The organism is Candidatus Pseudothioglobus sp. Uisw_016, assembly GCF_048087635.1.
Taxonomy (GTDB): Bacteria; Pseudomonadota; Gammaproteobacteria; order PS1; family Pseudothioglobaceae; genus Pseudothioglobus.
In genome coordinates this window covers 607731-624482 of the sequence record NZ_CP159806.1, presented here as the reverse complement: position 1 = coordinate 624482, position 16752 = coordinate 607731, and the positions used below count along the sequence as shown (strand labels likewise).

Below are 16752 nucleotides of genomic sequence, written 5' to 3'. Positions count from 1 at the left end.
TAACAAAGTTTGAAATAGTTATGATACACAAAATTAGGTAGAATATGGGCACATCCAAACAAACAAATCATGATGGGTTATAGACAATTTGTAAAGCGACTTTTTCCATATTTAAAAGATCACATTGGAAAACTTGCCTTTACCTCAATAATGATGGTTTTTGCTACGGTATTGGAGACTTCAATACCTGAGATTACGGGCCAAATAGTTGATACATTATTCTCTTCTAATCGCTCTGGTGATGCTGCATTTTCATACTCATTAATCCTATTCATTGTTATAGCAATCAGCTCTATATTTGCCTTGATATCAATAAGTGCAAGCTCTTGGATTTCTAACAAAGTAATATTAGACCTTAGAGTTGATATGTTTGAAAAACTTCTCAAGCTTCCAAAGACTTACTTTGATAACAATACAACTGGAGAGACACTTTCTAAGTTAACTTTTGATGTTGAGCAAATCTCTGCTGCCGCATCAACTATTTGGCTAGAATTTATAAAGTCTTCATTTACTGTTGTAATATTAACAGCTTATCTATTCTATAAAAATTCCCTATTAAGCCTTATTCTTCTAATCCTTCTTCCGCTTGTATATTTTGCAGTAAAACTATCTACTGCTAGAATCAGAAAAGGTTCAAAAAAAGTTCAAGAATCAATGGGGAAAATGACACATCTTCTTGATGAAAATATTTCAGGAAATGACCTAATAAAAATATATAATGCTCAAGCTAGTGAGCAAAATAATTTTTTTAATATTATTAATACGATTCGCCAGCAAAGATTTAAAGTTGATATGGCAAGCGGCCTTAATACTTCGATAGTAAACGCTTTAATTGGACTAGCTTTAGGCTGTGTTGTTTATTTATCATCTACATACTTAGTGATGACTGCTGGTGATTTTTTAGCTTACTTTACTGCAATGGGTATGCTAATCAAACCTGCCAAGACTCTTATTAATATTAACAAACCCTTACAACAAGCAATGATAGCTGGAGTCAGTGTTTTTAATTTAATTGATGAAAAAGCTGAGTCTAATCTTGGTAGTAAAAAAATGAATCAAGCAACTGGAGATATTTATTTTGATAATGTAAGTTTCTCTTATTCCAATAATAAACCCTCATTAAAAAATATCACTCTAAGTATCCATCAAGGTGAGACAATTGCACTCGTTGGCTCCACAGGAAGTGGAAAGACAACCTTGGTTAATCTATTGACTCGCTTTTATAGCCCAACAAATGGCAAAATTTCTATAAATAATGAAGATATTAATAGCTTTGATTTAGAATCATTCAGATCATATTTTTCTTTTGTTGATCAAAATGTACGACTATTTAATGACACTATTAGTGGCAATATTGCCTTTGGACAAAAAGACAAAATGTCAAAGGAGTCAATTCTTAATGCAGCGAATGTATCCAATTCAATAGAGTTCATTGAAAAACTAGATAATAAATTTGACTCTGACATAGGTGAAGATGGCGTAACCCTATCTGGCGGTCAGCGCCAAAGGCTTTCCATTGCTAGGGCAATTGCAAAAGACAGTGCTATTTTAATTCTTGATGAGGCAACCTCAGCGCTCGACTCTGCAACTGAAAAACTTGTTCAGTCAGCAATCACTAAAATGCAGAAAGGACGAACCACAATCATTATTGCTCATCGGTTAAGCACAATTCAAAATGCAGATCGTATTATCGTTCTAAAGGAAGGTGAGATTATTGAGCAAGGCTCCCATAAAGAGCTCATTAAGGCCTCTGGAGAATACGCAAAGCTTAACCAGCAGCAAATTTAATAAATTAACTTTACTTGTCTTTTATTCGATCTATTACGTCTGATAAATCTCTTTCATTAGAATAGGTAGCAAAGGGTATTTAATGAATCAAGCCACTTTTTCAAAGTGATCTAGAAAAGCGTCCATATTCTATTACTATCGAGCTCATCTCTGCACTGGGAAAGCTGAGTCTTATAAGTGTTAGATTTATTTTCAACTTTTTTTGCGATATCAATTAACCAAGCTTTGCTTTCATAACTTTTCTTATTAAAACCACCATGTCCCTCATGGTATGCAAGATACTGTCGATATGCATCTGTCTTACTTATCTTAGAGCGTAATGAAGACTGGTTAGCATACCAACCAACAAAATCAATTGCATCAGCAAAATCATCTCTTTTAGCAGTCTTGTTGCCAGTTTTAAGTTGATACCAGTCCCAAGTCGCTTTTTTAGCCTGGGTATAGCCAAATGAATCTGTTGGCCTTGCACCAGGTATGATTCCAAAAATTTTATTTCGTGGTGGTTTTGCTTTTGAAGCAAAGCGAGATTCTTGATGAATGATTGCCATCTGCAAATACATCGGCACTTTCCATTTGTCCTCACTCAGCTTAGCTGCTCGATACCAACTCACCTTCTCATCAAGCAAATTACAGATGTTAGTGACTTCTCTAGCAGGCGTTGAAAAACACCCAGAAACAGAAATTACAACTAACAAACTTAGGACAAACAGTTTTTTCATTTAAGCAATAAAAACAAAGTAAGCAATAATCAACTGAAAAACTAATAAGACTCCGAACATTGCTTTAATATCATTGTCAGTTAATGGCTCTGATTCTTCAACAACCTTCTCTAACTTGACATCAATAGCAACTAAACCTTTATCAGAGTTTTCAACTTTAAATTTAACTCTAGTATCACTTCTTAAACGTGATTTATTAAAAACATTTTTCTGATGAACGAAATACTTTTCATTATCGTCTCCCGTAATAAATCCATAACCTTTTGTACCAAATTGGGCCACTATGCCCGTCATTTTTTTAGCCATCACATTCTCACTTTTTGCAGACAATACACTGCTTTTTCAACAAAATCTACTCCTTGAAGTAGGAACATTGGCTCATTTTCAATATCACTAATATTTTGAAGTTCTTGACATTGAAACGAACCACCATAAAGTGAGTCAACCTCCAATTTACTAACAGCATAAGGCGGGCCAACCCATTGATGTTGAGGATAGTTCAAAGTTAACAATAACACCCTTACATCTTTGGATATTATATCATTTAAATGATTAACATATTTCTGTCTTAACGCCTTATCTAAGGCAATAAGTGATGCACGATCATAAACTGCTTTAACGTCAACTAAGTGGTTTGCTTTTAACGTGAAGAAGTCTCCACAGAATATTTGTATTCCATCACCCTCATAAAGTATTAAATCATCAACTTTGGCAACAGAATATTCTAATTTATTCTCGCTAAAAAACTGCTGAACAGCAATGTCACTCATCTCTACGCCGACAACTCTGAGGCCTCTTTGTAATAGATAGAACATATCAACACTCTTACCACAAAGTGGTACAAAAATCTTATCACCATTATCTAAGTCGAGCTTTGAAAAATAATCAATTAAATTCTGGTTAACTTGGTCTGCATGCCAACCGATTTTATTGCTCTCCCATCTACTGTACCAGTCTGTCATATTTATTCCTTGATATAATAGAAAGTCATATTAGTTAATCATCAAACATTATGACCCATTTTAAAAGTGACTGGTCAGATTATTTAAATCCTGAAAAAGAAAAGCAATATTTCATTGCTTTAGATTCTTATCTTCAATCAAAAATGAATTTAAATATCTACCCGCCCAGAGACTCTTGGTTCAAAGCGATGGAGTATTCAAGCTTTGAAAAAACCAAGGTAATAATCCTAGGACAAGACCCTTATCATGGAGAAGGTCAGGCAGAAGGCTTAAGCTTTTCAGTTCCAAAAGGTATTGTTATTCCGCCGTCACTTAGAAATATCTTTAAGGAGCTTCAAAGTGATGATGTGAGCTTCTCTAAACCTGAGCATGGACATTTAGTCTCGTGGGCTAACCAAGGCGTCCTTCTTCTTAATAGCGTTCTGACAGTCGAGAAAAATAGCCCTGCTTCGCATGCCAACCTGGGCTGGGAAAACTTTACAGACCAAGTCATTAAAATTTTAAGTAGCCATAAAAATAATTTAGTGTTTATTTTATGGGGCGCTTATGCAAACAAGAAATCTGAATTAATTGACAGCAATAAACATCTGATACTTAGCGCTCCTCACCCTTCTCCCTTTTCAGCTTATAAAGGCTTCTTTGGCTCTAGGCATTTTTCTAAAACAAACAGTTACCTTAAGTCAACAAATCAAGAAGCTATTGACTGGAGCATTAGCCCATGAAGCTAATGATTGATGATGCAGTATGGGGTTACAAAGAAATCTTCTCTGGTTTTGGTGAAATTACTACCCTACCAGGTAGGCTAATTACCCGAGAGAGTTTATTAGATTGTGAGATACTTATTGTCAGATCGAGAACCAAAGTCAACAAACAACTCCTTGACGGAACTAAAGTCAGGTTTGTTGGCTCGACAGTAGCTGGGCTTGATCATGTTGATGAAAATTATTTAAAAGAAAATGCTATTTCATTTGTATCTGCCCAGGGCTGCAATGCCAATGCAGTTGCTGAGTATGTAATTAGTGCTCTTTCCAATCTAGCGAATGATCATAACTTTGATTTATCAACCAAAACGCTTGGAATAATTGGTGTTGGAAATGTTGGTTCTAGGCTAGACTTTAAAGCAAATCAACTTGGGATAACGACTCTTCTTAATGATCCCATTCGAGAAGCTAATGAAGGAAAAAATAAGTTTGTTGACCTTGATGAAGCGCTAAGTGCTGATATTGTAACTTTCCATACTCCCCTAACATTTTCAGGGGCCCACCCTTCTCATAACCTTCTTGGAAGTCAAAACTTTAACCTCATTAAAGAAGATGCGATATTAATCAATGCAGCTCGAGGAGGCATAATCGATGAAAGCCTATGGGAAAAGACCAAAACAAAAGAAAATATAATAGACTGCTGGGAAAATGAGCCTAATATTAATCCTAGACTGCAAAGAAACTCTTACTGGGCAACACCTCACATTGCAGGGCACTCAATAGATGCAAAATTTATGGGTAGTTTTATGATTTATAAAGAGTTATGTAGCTTTAATAAAGCTCCAATTAACAATGAAATTGAGTCGCTTATTAACCCTGAAATAAGAGCCATTAATGAAAGCTCTCTTCATGATACACTCAACTCAATATACTCATTCTTTGATGACCATGAAGCTCTCAAAGACAGTTCAAAGTTTGAAGATTATAGACGTCATTACCCTGAGCGCTATGAATGGAAGCATTTTCATACAAATTTTATTATTCCTCATAAATTATAGAAAACTCATCCCCAATTATGTAAAATATTATTAACATAAAGTATGTTATACATTACATTAAGTATGTTATAATTTACATATTAAATAACTTATGAATATGAATATGAATATAAAAATTAGAAATACTTTAACCGAAATAATCTCAGTTGTCATAGCAATTATCTGGATGTACTCTAAATTAATTGCAGCAGCTAATATGAGTATCGCTTCAATTACTCAAGCGCTTGTTCAAGGCATTGGAATATCTATACTTGCAGCTATCTTTTTTGCCATAGTTATCGCCATAGTTTCAGAAATCATTACTGAGAGCAAAGAAAAAAATGTCGTAGATGAAAGGGATAATATCATTGAGTTCTATGCTTTGAGGGTAAGTAGTGTCATATTTGGTATCTCCCTTGTAATTATTCTTGCTCTATTAGGATGGTTTAACCTACATATTAACTTTGGAATAATTGCTATAACTTTTTCAGTGTTCTTAGCAAGCATCTGCAGTACATTTTTGAAAATATATCTCTATAAATAGTTATTTACAATGGCTAAGAAAAAAATTAATATAGAAAATTCTGTCAGAAAACTCAGATTTAATAATAACGAGATGACACAACAAGAACTTGCTGATTTGGTTGGTATTTCCAGGCAAACAGTTGTTGCCATTGAGAAATATAAGTACACCCCTTCTCTAGAGTTAGCTTTCAAAATTGCATTAGCATTCAACAAAGAGATACAAGAAGTTTTTTATATTGGTAAATAATTTTCTAAAAGGATTAAAAATGAAGCAATACCCAGTAAACCTTAAGATTGAATACTCAGAAACATCTAATAAATTAACAGCTCTTTTTAGATTAGTATTAATCATACCAATTATTCTGACTCTTGCTCTGATAGCTCCTGCTGAAGCATTTTCCCTTGCAATAGCTTTGATGATCCTCTTTAGAGAAAAATACCCAAAGTGGTGGTTTGATTGGAATGTCAGTATTACTAAATTTATCTATAGAATTGCTGCCTATGGGTTGTTAATGAGGGATGAATATCCTTCAACAGAGGATGAACAAGCAGTACAAGTTGATATACCTTATCCAGACACTAAGAAAGACCTAAATAGATGGATGCCACTTGTCAAATGGTTTCTTGCTATCCCACACTTCATCGCTTTAGTATTTATGTTCATTGCTGTTGTTTTTTGTACTATTTTTGCTTGGTTTGCTATTCTATTCACAGGAAGATATCCTAGAGGCATATTTGATTTTGTTGAAGGCTTCTTGCGCTGGTCATTAAGAGTAAATGCTTACGCATTTTTATTAACAACAGATCAGTACCCACCATTTAAACTCGGTTAACTTAAAGTCTTTAAAGTGTGGTCCCTTGAACTTCAATAACTCAACGAATATTAGGCTTTGTCAGATTGTCTACATGCAAAACTTCATTCACTTCCTCTTCTGTCATAAGCCCCTCTTGAATAATAATTTCTCGAACAGTCATTCCATCTTTTAGAGCTTTTTTGGCAATACGAGCTGACTCTTTATAGCCTAAATGAGGCGTAAAAAATGTTGCTATCCCAGGACTTTGTTCAACATATCTTGCGCAAACTTCAACGTTAGCTGTAATTCCGTCCACACACTTTGTCCTTAGCATAACCATCGCATTTGTCATATAGCGTAATGAGCGTAATATATTTACGGCTAAAACAGGTTCAAAAGCATTGAGCTGCATTTGACCAGCTTCAGCTGCCAAAGTAATTACTAAATCATTTCCAATTACTTGGAAAGCAGTTTGATTAACAGCCTCAGGAATAACAGGATTAACTTTCCCAGGCATAATTGATGATCCAGCTTGAACAGCAGGAAGGTTTATCTCATTAAAACCTGCAATTGGGCCTGATGATAATAATCTTAAGTCGTTAGATATTTTTGAAAGCTTTATAGCTACTCGCTTTAAAACAGATGAGAATGACACAAAGGCACTGGTGTCAGAGGTTGCAGCAATTGGGTTTGGAGCCAGCACTAAAGGCAATCCAGATAATTCTGCCAAAGCCTCTACTGCTATTTTTGGATAATCTAAATGGCTATTAATTCCAGTTCCAATAGCGGTGGCTCCTAAATTAACCTCTAAAAATAATTGTGACATCTCATTAAGCCTTTTAATGTCATCTAACAAAGTATTCCCAAAAGCAGTAAATTCCTGACCAAGGCTCATTGGCACAGCATCTTGAAGTTGTGTTCGCCCCATTTTAATGACCCCAGAAAATTCAATACCTTTGGCATGAAAAGAATCAGAGAGGGCTTTAATTGCCTCCAATAAAGGATCATATTCTTTTAAAAATCCAACCAGCAAGGCAGTAGGATAAGTGTCATTCGTTGACTGTGACATATTTACATGCATAAGGGGGGAGATGGACTCGTAGTCACCCTTCTCTTTCCCTGTCATTTCTAGTGCAACATTAGCAATGACTTCATTAGCATTCATATTTGTTGAAGTGCCTGCGCCTCCCTGGATTATCTCCACAATAAACTGATCATGAAATTCACCATTAATAATTCTCTCACAAGCGCTGACTATAGGCTCAAAAATTTCATCCTCTAATAAGCCCAACTTATTGTTTGCACGAGCGCAAGCAAGCTTGACCATTGCATAGGCTATAACTATATTTGGATAAACTGAAATCGCAACATCCGCTATAGGAAAATTTTCAACAGCACGCTTAGTATGGATTCCGTAATAAGCATCACAAGGTATTTTCATTTCACCTAAAAAATCTGTTTCTATTCTATATTCCATAATTTCCGATATTAAAAAATATTACCTTAATCACTAGATTGAGCAAATGATACGCTTAAGAGAATCTTATTTTTGAAAGCATTATATAATTTCAAGCCTTCTGTAATCCACCATCCCTCGCATAATTGTTCATACTTTCAAAGTATGGTTGTAATAGCATGACTTCTTTAGACAACTTTCAAGCCACTCTTTTTCAATACAGCTATACCTAAGTTTGCTTATTGACTTGTATCTGCCAAAGTCTCGCATATTGGCCATTGAGATCAAGCAACTGTTGATGTTTGCCTTGCTCGGCAATAGTGCCATTACCAAGCACAATAATTTGATCAGCATCGATGATGGTGGAAAGGCGATGAGCAATTACCAATGTTGTATGCTTATGGGCTAAACTGGCTAACGCCTTTTGTACCATTTTCTCCGAATACGAATCAAGCGCCGAAGTTGCCTCATCAAAAATCAATATTGGTGGATTTTTTAACAGCACTCGTGCAATCGCTAGACGCTGCTTTTCACCGCCTGAGAGTTTTAAGCCTCTCTCACCAACCAATGTGTCATAACCTTGCGGCAAGGAGTCAATAAAGCTGTCAATAAAACTGAGCTTTGCTGCCTGTTTAACTTCAGCTTCGGTTGCACCCGCATGACCGTAAGCAATATTGTAATAAATGCTTTCATTAAACATAACCGGATCTTGAGGCACTACTCCCATAACGCCACGAACCGAATCTTGGGTGAATTGTTTAATGTCTTGCTGGTCAATGCATATCTCACCGCTAGAAATATCATAAAAACGAAAGAGCAGCTTTGCAAGTGTTGATTTACCGGCACCAGAAGGACCAACAATCGCTACTTTTTGTCCCGGTTTAAGAACAAAGTTAATATTGCTTAGCACCTCTTGTTTTCCTGCATAAGCAAAAGAAACATTGTTAAATTTAACCTCGCCTTGAGTAACTTTGAGCTCTGCCGCATCTGCAATATCATTGACTTTAGAGGAGCGATCCAATAGGTCAAACATATTATTCATATCAATAAAATTATGTTTAATTTGACGATAAATAATACCTAAACCACCAAGTGGAATAAAGAGCTGTAAAAGTAGTGCTTGAATCATAATAAGATCACCCAAGCTAAGAGTTTTATCAACTACACCTTGAGCTGCCATAATCAAAACAATAGTTACACCGATAGCAATTACTGCGCCTTGGACAAAATTAAGCGCTGTCATAGAAGTAAAGCTTTTAGTGGCAAGATTCTCCCAGCGCTGCATCGTCTCACCGTAACGATCGACTTCAAATTTTTCTTGATTGAAGTATTTAACGGTCTCGTAATTAATCAAACTATCGACCGCATTGGTATTGGCCTCAGATTGCATATCGTTCATTTGGTAACGATACTTCATCCGCCAAGTAGTGATAGCCAATGTTAACGTAACATAGAAGAACACAGTCAATAAAGAAACACCAGCAAAAAGAAGGTCGTAATTTAGCCATAAAATGCCGATTACTAAACATATTTCAAATAATGAAGGCAAAATATTAAAGACAAAAATGGAGAGTAAGGTGGAGACACTTAGTGTACCCCGGTCAATATCACGAGTAATACCGCCAATGCGACGATCCAAATGAAAAGATAAATCCAAAGTATGTAAATGCCTAAAGACGCCAAGTGCAATTAAATTCATAGCATGATAACGAACTTTGGCAAAAATGGCATCACGAAGCTCATTAAATAGTGAGCTTAACAGTCGTAAAAGACCGTAAGCTAGCAACATTCCAAGTGGCAACACCAAAACTAAATTCGTCTTATCAAGTCCATCAACAATCTCTTTAAGCGCAAGTGGAACAGCAACATTAGCCAATTTTGCTAACATTAAAAAACTAACAGCCCAAATAACACGGGCTCGCATTTTAAGTAAATACGGCAAGAGCTTTTTTAAAACCTTGATATCTCTGGTTTTAAAATCGTAAGCCTTAGTTTGGTTAACGCTTGAATTCATCGAGTATCACTTTAGTTAGAAAAGTTTTGGGTTTAGGGGTTGATTTTAGAATGGTCGAATACTCTAGCAATAATAATATTCTTTCCATCTTTGTCAATCGACAGAAACAACATTATCATGTGTATTTGATTATTGATGGAGATATTGTTCAGAATCCAACAAAGTTACTTAAATAATTCAACGCTAAATCAGAGAAAACAAATACTGAGCAAGCATTGAAATTGACATAATGACAATTAAAAACCGAATAACAAATGGGTTAGCCTTCAATAAATAATGAGTACCAAAAAAAGCCCCTATTAATTGTCCTGCCATCATTACCAGGCCAATTAAAAAGGCTATATGGCCAAAACTAAAGAAAACTATAAATCCAGCAATGTTTGATGCAAAATTTAATGGCTTTGCTAGAATTGTTGCTTGAATAATTTCAAGTTTTTTTAGCATAACTGCTGTCATTACAAAAAAAGATCCAGCGCCAGGTCCAAACATACCATCGTAAAAACCAACTGCTGGAACAGCATATTTATCAAAACTTTTGCTGGATGCCGAACTCTTAGAGGTTTTTTTAGGTTTAGGTGAGATAATAAAATAAATTGAAATAAATACCAGCACTATTGGTATTGCAAAAGAGAGCGCCTTGGTGTCAATAAACTGAACTATAACTCCGCCAATTACCGAGCCAATAAAAGACACTAACATTAAATATTTAATAGCACTCCAATTCAGCTTTTTTTTACGAAAAAGAAGGAGTGTTGCAATTCCAGTGCCCATACTTCCTTGAAATTTATTTGTTCCCAGGACATAGATAGGCGGAATACCACTTAATAATAATGCAGGCACTGCTAACAAACCACCTCCTCCAACCAAGGTATCTAGAAAACCAGCGACCATGCCAACGAAAAATAAAAAAGTTAGAATCTCCAAAGAGTAATTTGCTAAATCCATAATCTTAATTACCCCAAATAATAGGGAACCAGTCCCCCCTTAATCGTTCACCATCTTTCTGGTTAATACCCGGAAAATTAGGTGAAGTTCGCCCTGGTCTATTATGATAAACCACATCATCTCCAAGCAAGCGAAACGAAAGAGTTCGGCTGACATCATCCACCTTATTAGCATTTGCACCGTGTATTGTCTTAAAATTAAACGCAATAACGTCACCTGGTTCAGTTTCCCATTGCTTAATTTTAAAATCACCATTATCAGTATTTGGCATATCCATAAAAGCTTTATTATCTTCATAAAAACTCTCATTATTAGCCCAGCTTGTTGGCCGAATCTCTTTATTTAAATGATGACTTCCTGCCAGTGATCTCAATGAAACGCTCTTCTCTCTTGACTCAAGAGGTAGCCAAAAACTGACCGTTTGATGGCCTGAAACGCAGTAATAAGGAAGGTCTTGATGCCAAGGAGTTGGGACTCCTGAGAGTGCCTCTTTATAAAAAAAGTGGTCATGAAAAAATTGTGCTGATTTTGACTCCATTAAGTCTGCTGCAATTGAAGCAAGGGGTGAATTCAATACAAAGTCTTTATACTCTGGAATCCTCTGCCAATTACAAAAGTCCTCCAAAAACTTGCCTTGAAAATCTTTTCCTTTGTGTAACAATGCACCTTCGCTTGGATTCTTAATATGAAAGTCAGCTCCCTTAGATAAAGTATCAATCCACTCATTAAAAACGCCCCTAAGAACAACAACACCATCATCTTTAAAGTCTTGTATTTCTGATTGAGTAAGAAGTGTTTTCATGAGGGCTGACTGGTTAATATTGATAATTTATGAGTTCATTTTCAATAAACCTATGATAATCATTAAAACTTGAAACTTAGAAGATAAATATAATAATTAATACACAGCACTAGAGTTGACATAAACAACTGTATTATTACTGTAATTTTTTACAGCCTCAATGATCCATGAAACTTTTTTCTGAGACCTTTACTATTAAAACAATTCCTAAAGTTGCTTGGAGCTCTGAAGACTCGTTTAATCTTAAGCCCAAGCCACTAACTTTTATATTTTTAGTATTTGGATTATTTTTATTTGGTCTTGGAGAAAGTCTTTTAATTACCAGTAGTGCTGGTGTTGGCCCATACACTGTATTAGCCCAAGGGATTTCAAACCTTACTGATTGGTCAATTGGCTTTTCTACTTTTGTTATCAGCATATTTGTATTATTCATGTGGATTCCGCTTAAACAAAAACCTGGGATGGGAACAATTCTCAATGCCTTCATAATAGCACTAACAATTGAGTTTTCAGTTTATTACTTGCCATACCCTGAAGCTTATCCATTGCAGGTTTTACAGGTCATTATTGGTATTCTTGTTATTGGGCTTGGAAGTGGGTTTTATTTGATTTCAAACTTAGGCGCCGGACCGAGGGATGGATTAATGATTGGCTTACAAAGAATAACTAATATGCCAATATATTCAATTCGAACAACGATTGAAATCAGCGTAGTAGTAGTTGGCTCTCTCTGTCTCCTTAATAACATTGACAAATTATTGGGTGAGGTTGTTGGGCTTGGAACTGCAATGTTTGCACTTGGAATTGGGCCATCAGTTGCACTAGGAATAACTCTTGTAGGAAAATTATCAAAGCAAAACTAGTTTGAGTCATTTTTAAATATTTAATTCCAGTAATAATCGTAATAAAGATAAAATCAAAGAATGGATAAAATTCTCATTCAACCCGACGACTTCGACTTAACCACTGAAGTTAAGCTTGCTAAGGCCAATAACTCTAGTATTGGCGCTGTTGTAAGTTTTGTTGGAACAGTTAGAGACCTTCAACCGAAATCGCTTAGCTCTATGACTCTTGAGCACTACCCAGGGATGACTGAAAAATCTTTAGAATCAATCGTTAAAAAGGCAAGAGATAAGTGGGAAATTGAAAATGTCACGATTATTCACCGCATTGGAACTCTTAATGTTAACGATCAAATAGTTTTGGTTATAACAACTAGTAAGCATCGTCAAGAAGCTTTTGACTCATGTAATTTCATTATGGATTTCCTTAAAACTGATGCCCCTTTTTGGAAAAAAGAAGTAACAGAAAATAATGAAGAGTGGGTTGGTGCGAGATCCAAAGATGAAAAGCAAAAAAAACGCTGGAAATCTTAAATATTAAAGTCTTCTGGACTGTTTAAATTAGTTAACAGCTCCAAATGACTTGAGACATTAACTCTTTCAGTTTGCTGCTGACGATACCAGAGAGCCATTTTACGACCCCCTTCTACTAAAAATTCATCGAGACTTTCATTAAGATTTGATTTCATAAGCGCAAAGGTTGCGTGCATTCTTTGCCCATCATGAGCAACACAAATATCACACTCACTAGACTCCATTCTCTTAATAAGAGAATCGATTAAGGTCACATTAATCATTGGACTGTCGCAGGGTAGTACTAACAAATAATTAGAAGTACAGACTTTTAAAGCTTTAGAAATTCCAGCTAGTGGACCCTGATAGCCTTCTAAGTCATCTTCTATTACTTTTCCATATTTAGAATAATCCTCTAAACTTCTATTTGCACTTATAAATATTTGACTTACCCTATCCTTAGCAACACTGGCTGCATATGAAATTAATGGAAGGTTTCGAAACTCAATAAGCCCCTTATCTTTTCCGCCCATTCTTGAGCCCATACCCCCAGCTAAGATGACAGCTGAAATCTCATTTTTTGATATTTTATTCACTTAGTGCTTGTGCTTTTTTCAAGTTATTTTTAATTAGAAAATTTACTTACAATTGTATAATATACCGTATGAATATTAAATCCATAGAACCTAATGAATAGTCAAAGCACTAACTCAAGCTCAGTAATGTTTAGTGATTCGCTGATGAGTGCAGATGATGCTTTGTCCTTTCTTATTGACTCTGCTTGTGTTACAGCATCGACAGAAGCCGTTTCTTTGGATGACTCACTCGGTAGAATTTTAGCAAGCGATATACATTCAACAATAAACGTTCCAGGTTTTGATAATAGCGCAATGGATGGCTATACTATTGCACTTAATGACAACCAAGTAGCACAGAAAAACTTAAGCTTTGACGTTGTCGATAGAATTGCTGCAGGCTCAACTGGAAATGACTTAAAGATAGGCAACGCTGCCAGAATATTTACTGGCGCTCCAATTCCAAATGGAGCTAATACGGTTGTAATGCAGGAAGAATGTACTCTCTCTGAGGATAAATCTCAGATCACAGTTAAAAGAGCTATTAATTTAAATGAGAATATTCGCCCCACTGGGAACGACATCCTTAAAGATAACGTTATTCTTAGCTCAGGAAGGCAAATCAAGCCTCAAGATATTTCTTTAGCCGCCTCAGTTGGTGTTGGTAAACTGGTCGTTTTTAAAAAAATTAAAGTAGGTGTTTTTTTCACAGGTGATGAATTAGTTGAGCCTGGAAACCTTTTGATACCTGGAAAAATTTACAACTCTAATCGTTACGCTCTTGTAGCGCTTCTCAAACAGGTTGGATGTGATGTAATAAACCTTGGAAATATAGAGGACAAGTTAGATGCAACCTGTGAAGCACTTGAAGCTCTTGAGAGTCAGTGTGATTTAATTATGACAACTGGCGGGGTCTCAGTAGGCGAAGAAGATCACGTTAAACCTGCTGTTGAAAAACTTGGAGAGTTAAATCTTTGGAAAATTCGAATGAAACCTGGAAAACCTTTGGCTTATGGTAAAGTTAAGCAGACTCCATTTATTGGGCTGCCAGGAAACCCAGTATCAAGCTTCGTAACTTTTTGTATTTTTTCATTGCCATTTATAAAAAAAATGCAAGGAAACAGTAACTATGAATCTAAAATTTTAAAGGTGAAAACAAACTTTGACTGCAAACGTGCTAAGCCTAGGCGTGAATATGCGCGCGTTCGTATTGACCATTCAACGGAGACTCCTTTAGCAAATCTCTTCCCAAAACAAGGTTCAGATGTTATGAGCTCAGTTGTTTGGGCTGATGGAATTATTGAGATACCTGAAAATACAACCTTTGAAACTGGGACTATACTCAACTACTACTCAATGAGTGAATTAACAAGATGAGTAAATTAACCCATATCAACGCAAATGGTGAAGCACAAATGGTAGATGTTTCTGATAAGAATGAGACTGCACGCGAAGCCAAGGCTTCTGCGCGAGTAGTAATGAAAGCTGAAACGCTTGACTTAATTGTCTCTGGCTCCCATAAAAAGGGTGATGTCCTTGCTGTTGCTAGGGTTGCCGGGATTCAAGCTGCAAAAAAATGCTCAGATCTAATCCCGCTTTGTCATCCATTAATGCTATCTAAAGTAAGCGTAGAGCTTACTTCTAACACTCAAAATAACTGCATTGATATTATTGCTACAGCAAAACTAACTGGCAAGACTGGTGTTGAAATGGAAGCCCTAACTGCTGCAAGTATTGCTGCTCTTACCGTTTATGATATGTGCAAGGCAGTTGATCGCTTCATGCTCATTGATAATGTCCAGCTTTTAGAAAAGAAAGGCGGCAAGTCTGGGCACTGGATATTACCAAAATGAACAAGCTAATTGATCCATACAATCGAGAAATCACTTATCTAAGGGTCTCAGTTACAGACCACTGTAATTATAGATGCCATTATTGTAGAGATGAGGATCACCAAACCCACACTAAAAGATCTCAGGTCCTCTCTTTTGAGGAGACTGCAAAAATTGTTCGTTTATTTTCAGAGCTAGGTGTTACAAAGGTGCGCCTTACTGGCGGAGAGCCCCTGCTACGAAAAGACATTCTTGAGCTAACTAAAATGCTTGGAGATATCCCTGGGCTTAACGATATTCCGCTCTCAACTAACGCTCATCTTCTACCCCCACTAGCAGCCAAGTTAAAGGCTAATGGCGTTAATAGAGCCAATATTTCAATTGACTCTCTTATCCCAGAGCGCTTTAAAGAAATTACGAGGGACGGTGACTTGGCAACAGTTATAAAAGGAATTGACGCGGCGATATCTGCAGGAATGAGTCCTATCAAACTTAATATGGTCGTCATGAAGGGTGTTAATGATGATGAAATTGAGTCAATGATAGATTTTGCTATTGGCCGAGGAATTGATATTCGTTTTATTGAGACCATGCCTATTGGGCTTGCTGGCATAGAAGCAGTCGATAGACACTACAGTGAAAAAGATATTCTTGAAAGAGTCTTTAAAAGGTTTGGAAGTAAGCTTAAATCCAAGCAAGCCCAGCAAACTGATGGACCAGCGAAAGCTCTTCATATTAAAGGCACCAACACCAGTGTAGCTACAATATCAGCTGTATCTAATAATTTCTGTAGTAGCTGCAACCGCGTCAGATTAACGGCTAAAGGTGAGCTAATTTTATGCCTTGGTCAAAAAGACTCAGTATCACTTCGTGATGCCCTAAGATCAGGAATGACTGATACAGAAATTAAGCAATTAATCGTTGACGCCATAACAAAAAAACCAGAAAAACATTTCTTTGACTCCGTAATTGATAATATTAGTAGTAGTCAAATGGTGGAGATTGGTGGATGAAAATTATCTACTTTGCTTCTCTAAAAGAAAACTTAAAGACAAGTCATGACTTGATGAACTTTGACGCGCCAGTTTCAATATCTTTTATCAAACAAAAACTTATTGAAAAACACGGGAGTGAACACTTTCCAAATAACATTTTGTGCGCTGTTAATCAAGAAATGGCGGCGTCAGATACCATTGTTAAAGAAGATGATGAGGTGGCTTTTTTCCCGCCCGTTACTGGAGGCTAGA

Annotated in this window: 20 protein-coding genes; 12 read left to right on the top strand and 8 right to left on the bottom strand. The window is 36.2% G+C overall.

Translation table 11 applies throughout. The features are described 5' to 3' along the window. Positions 1–72 precede the first annotated feature (72 nt). A complete protein-coding gene (locus ABXT69_RS03080; protein ID WP_416679528.1) occupies positions 73–1788 on the top strand; it encodes an ABC transporter ATP-binding protein in 1716 nt (571 codons plus the stop codon). A gap of 110 nt (positions 1789–1898) precedes the next feature. On the opposite strand, the gene ABXT69_RS03075 is transcribed toward ABXT69_RS03080, so the two are convergent. From ABXT69_RS03075 to ABXT69_RS03065, 3 genes are read right to left on the bottom strand one after another with little or no spacing between them, the layout of a single operon-like run. Further along, positions 1899–2507 carry a transglycosylase SLT domain-containing protein gene (locus ABXT69_RS03075; protein WP_416679100.1) on the bottom strand — a complete coding sequence of 203 codons (609 nt, stop codon included), beginning with the start codon at positions 2505–2507 and terminating at the stop codon, positions 1899–1901. After that, entirely contained in the window at positions 2508–2813 is a 306-nt protein-coding gene (locus ABXT69_RS03070; protein WP_416679098.1) for a cold-shock protein, read from the bottom strand. After that, positions 2813–3469: a thiopurine S-methyltransferase gene (locus tag ABXT69_RS03065; RefSeq protein ID WP_416679094.1), complete on the bottom strand. Its 657-nt coding sequence runs from the start codon at positions 3467–3469 to the stop codon at positions 2813–2815. The genes ABXT69_RS03070 and ABXT69_RS03065 overlap by 1 nt, the downstream gene beginning before the upstream one ends. Before the next feature lie 50 nt (positions 3470–3519). On the opposite strand from ABXT69_RS03065, the gene ung reads away from it, so the two are divergent. The 5 genes from ung to ABXT69_RS03040 all read left to right on the top strand — a co-directional run bounded on the left by ung (position 3520) and on the right by ABXT69_RS03040 (position 6565). Next, positions 3520–4191 carry a uracil-DNA glycosylase gene (gene ung, locus ABXT69_RS03060; RefSeq protein WP_416679092.1) on the top strand — a complete coding sequence of 224 codons (672 nt, stop codon included), beginning with the start codon at positions 3520–3522 and terminating at the stop codon, positions 4189–4191. Further along, complete coding sequence (locus ABXT69_RS03055) at positions 4188–5228, top strand: 4-phosphoerythronate dehydrogenase (protein WP_416679090.1); 1041 nt, start codon at positions 4188–4190, stop codon at positions 5226–5228. Before ung ends, ABXT69_RS03055 begins: the two co-directional genes overlap by 4 nt. 103 nt (positions 5229–5331) lie before the next feature. Then, on the top strand, positions 5332–5751 hold the full coding sequence (locus ABXT69_RS03050) for a hypothetical protein (protein ID WP_416679088.1): 420 nt from the start codon (positions 5332–5334) through the stop codon (positions 5749–5751). Positions 5752–5760: 9 nt separating this feature from the next. Continuing rightward, positions 5761–5979: a helix-turn-helix transcriptional regulator gene (locus ABXT69_RS03045; protein WP_416653046.1), complete on the top strand. Its 219-nt coding sequence runs from the start codon at positions 5761–5763 to the stop codon at positions 5977–5979. 19 nt (positions 5980–5998) lie between these two features. Then, on the top strand, positions 5999–6565 hold the full coding sequence (locus tag ABXT69_RS03040) for a DUF4389 domain-containing protein (protein WP_416679086.1): 567 nt from the start codon (positions 5999–6001) through the stop codon (positions 6563–6565). Positions 6566–6605: 40 nt separating this feature from the next. On the opposite strand, the gene ABXT69_RS03035 is transcribed toward ABXT69_RS03040, so the two are convergent. The 4 genes from ABXT69_RS03035 to ABXT69_RS03020 form a co-directional block, all read right to left on the bottom strand. Next, the gene (locus ABXT69_RS03035) at positions 6606–8003 is read right to left on the bottom strand and encodes an aspartate ammonia-lyase (RefSeq protein WP_416679084.1); all 1398 of its coding nucleotides are present in this window, start codon (positions 8001–8003) and stop codon (positions 6606–6608) included. Between the two features lie 208 nt (positions 8004–8211). Further along, complete coding sequence (locus ABXT69_RS03030; protein WP_416679082.1) at positions 8212–9996, bottom strand: ABCB family ABC transporter ATP-binding protein/permease; 1785 nt, start codon at positions 9994–9996, stop codon at positions 8212–8214. Positions 9997–10179: 183 nt separating this feature from the next. Continuing rightward, positions 10180–10941, bottom strand: a complete 762-nt coding sequence (locus ABXT69_RS03025) for a TSUP family transporter (RefSeq protein ID WP_416679080.1) — start codon at positions 10939–10941, stop codon at positions 10180–10182. A gap of 4 nt (positions 10942–10945) precedes the next feature. After that, positions 10946–11743: a phytanoyl-CoA dioxygenase family protein gene (locus tag ABXT69_RS03020; RefSeq protein ID WP_416679078.1), complete on the bottom strand. Its 798-nt coding sequence runs from the start codon at positions 11741–11743 to the stop codon at positions 10946–10948. Positions 11744–11910: 167 nt separating this feature from the next. Between ABXT69_RS03020 and ABXT69_RS03015 the strand changes: the two genes are divergently transcribed. Together ABXT69_RS03015 and ABXT69_RS03010 are read left to right on the top strand one after the other, a co-directional pair. Next, positions 11911–12606 (top strand): YczE/YyaS/YitT family protein, encoded by a 696-nt coding sequence (locus ABXT69_RS03015; RefSeq protein ID WP_416679076.1) that lies wholly within the window; start codon positions 11911–11913, stop codon positions 12604–12606. 60 nt (positions 12607–12666) lie between these two features. After that, positions 12667–13119, top strand: a complete 453-nt coding sequence (locus ABXT69_RS03010; RefSeq protein WP_416679073.1) for a molybdenum cofactor biosynthesis protein MoaE — start codon at positions 12667–12669, stop codon at positions 13117–13119. Here the strand turns inward: ABXT69_RS03010 and mobA are convergent. Continuing rightward, positions 13116–13694 (bottom strand): molybdenum cofactor guanylyltransferase MobA, encoded by a 579-nt coding sequence (gene mobA, locus ABXT69_RS03005; protein WP_416679071.1) that lies wholly within the window; start codon positions 13692–13694, stop codon positions 13116–13118. The genes ABXT69_RS03010 and mobA overlap by 4 nt on opposite strands. A 93-nt stretch (positions 13695–13787) precedes the next feature. Between mobA and glp the strand changes: the two genes are divergently transcribed. Genes glp through ABXT69_RS02985 form a run of 4 tightly spaced genes read left to right on the top strand, consistent with a single transcriptional unit; the run spans position 13788 to position 16751 of the window. After that, positions 13788–15050 (top strand): gephyrin-like molybdotransferase Glp, encoded by a 1263-nt coding sequence (gene glp, locus ABXT69_RS03000; RefSeq protein ID WP_416679069.1) that lies wholly within the window; start codon positions 13788–13790, stop codon positions 15048–15050. Continuing rightward, positions 15047–15526, top strand: coding sequence for a cyclic pyranopterin monophosphate synthase MoaC (moaC, locus tag ABXT69_RS02995; RefSeq protein WP_416679067.1), 480 nt, complete (start codon positions 15047–15049; stop codon positions 15524–15526). Before glp ends, moaC begins: the two co-directional genes overlap by 4 nt. Next, entirely contained in the window at positions 15523–16518 is a 996-nt protein-coding gene (gene moaA, locus ABXT69_RS02990) for a GTP 3',8-cyclase MoaA (RefSeq protein ID WP_416679065.1), read from the top strand. Before moaC ends, moaA begins: the two co-directional genes overlap by 4 nt. Further along, entirely contained in the window at positions 16515–16751 is a 237-nt protein-coding gene (locus ABXT69_RS02985) for a MoaD/ThiS family protein (protein WP_416653028.1), read from the top strand. Before moaA ends, ABXT69_RS02985 begins: the two co-directional genes overlap by 4 nt. The last annotated feature ends 1 nt before the right edge of the window (position 16752 follow it).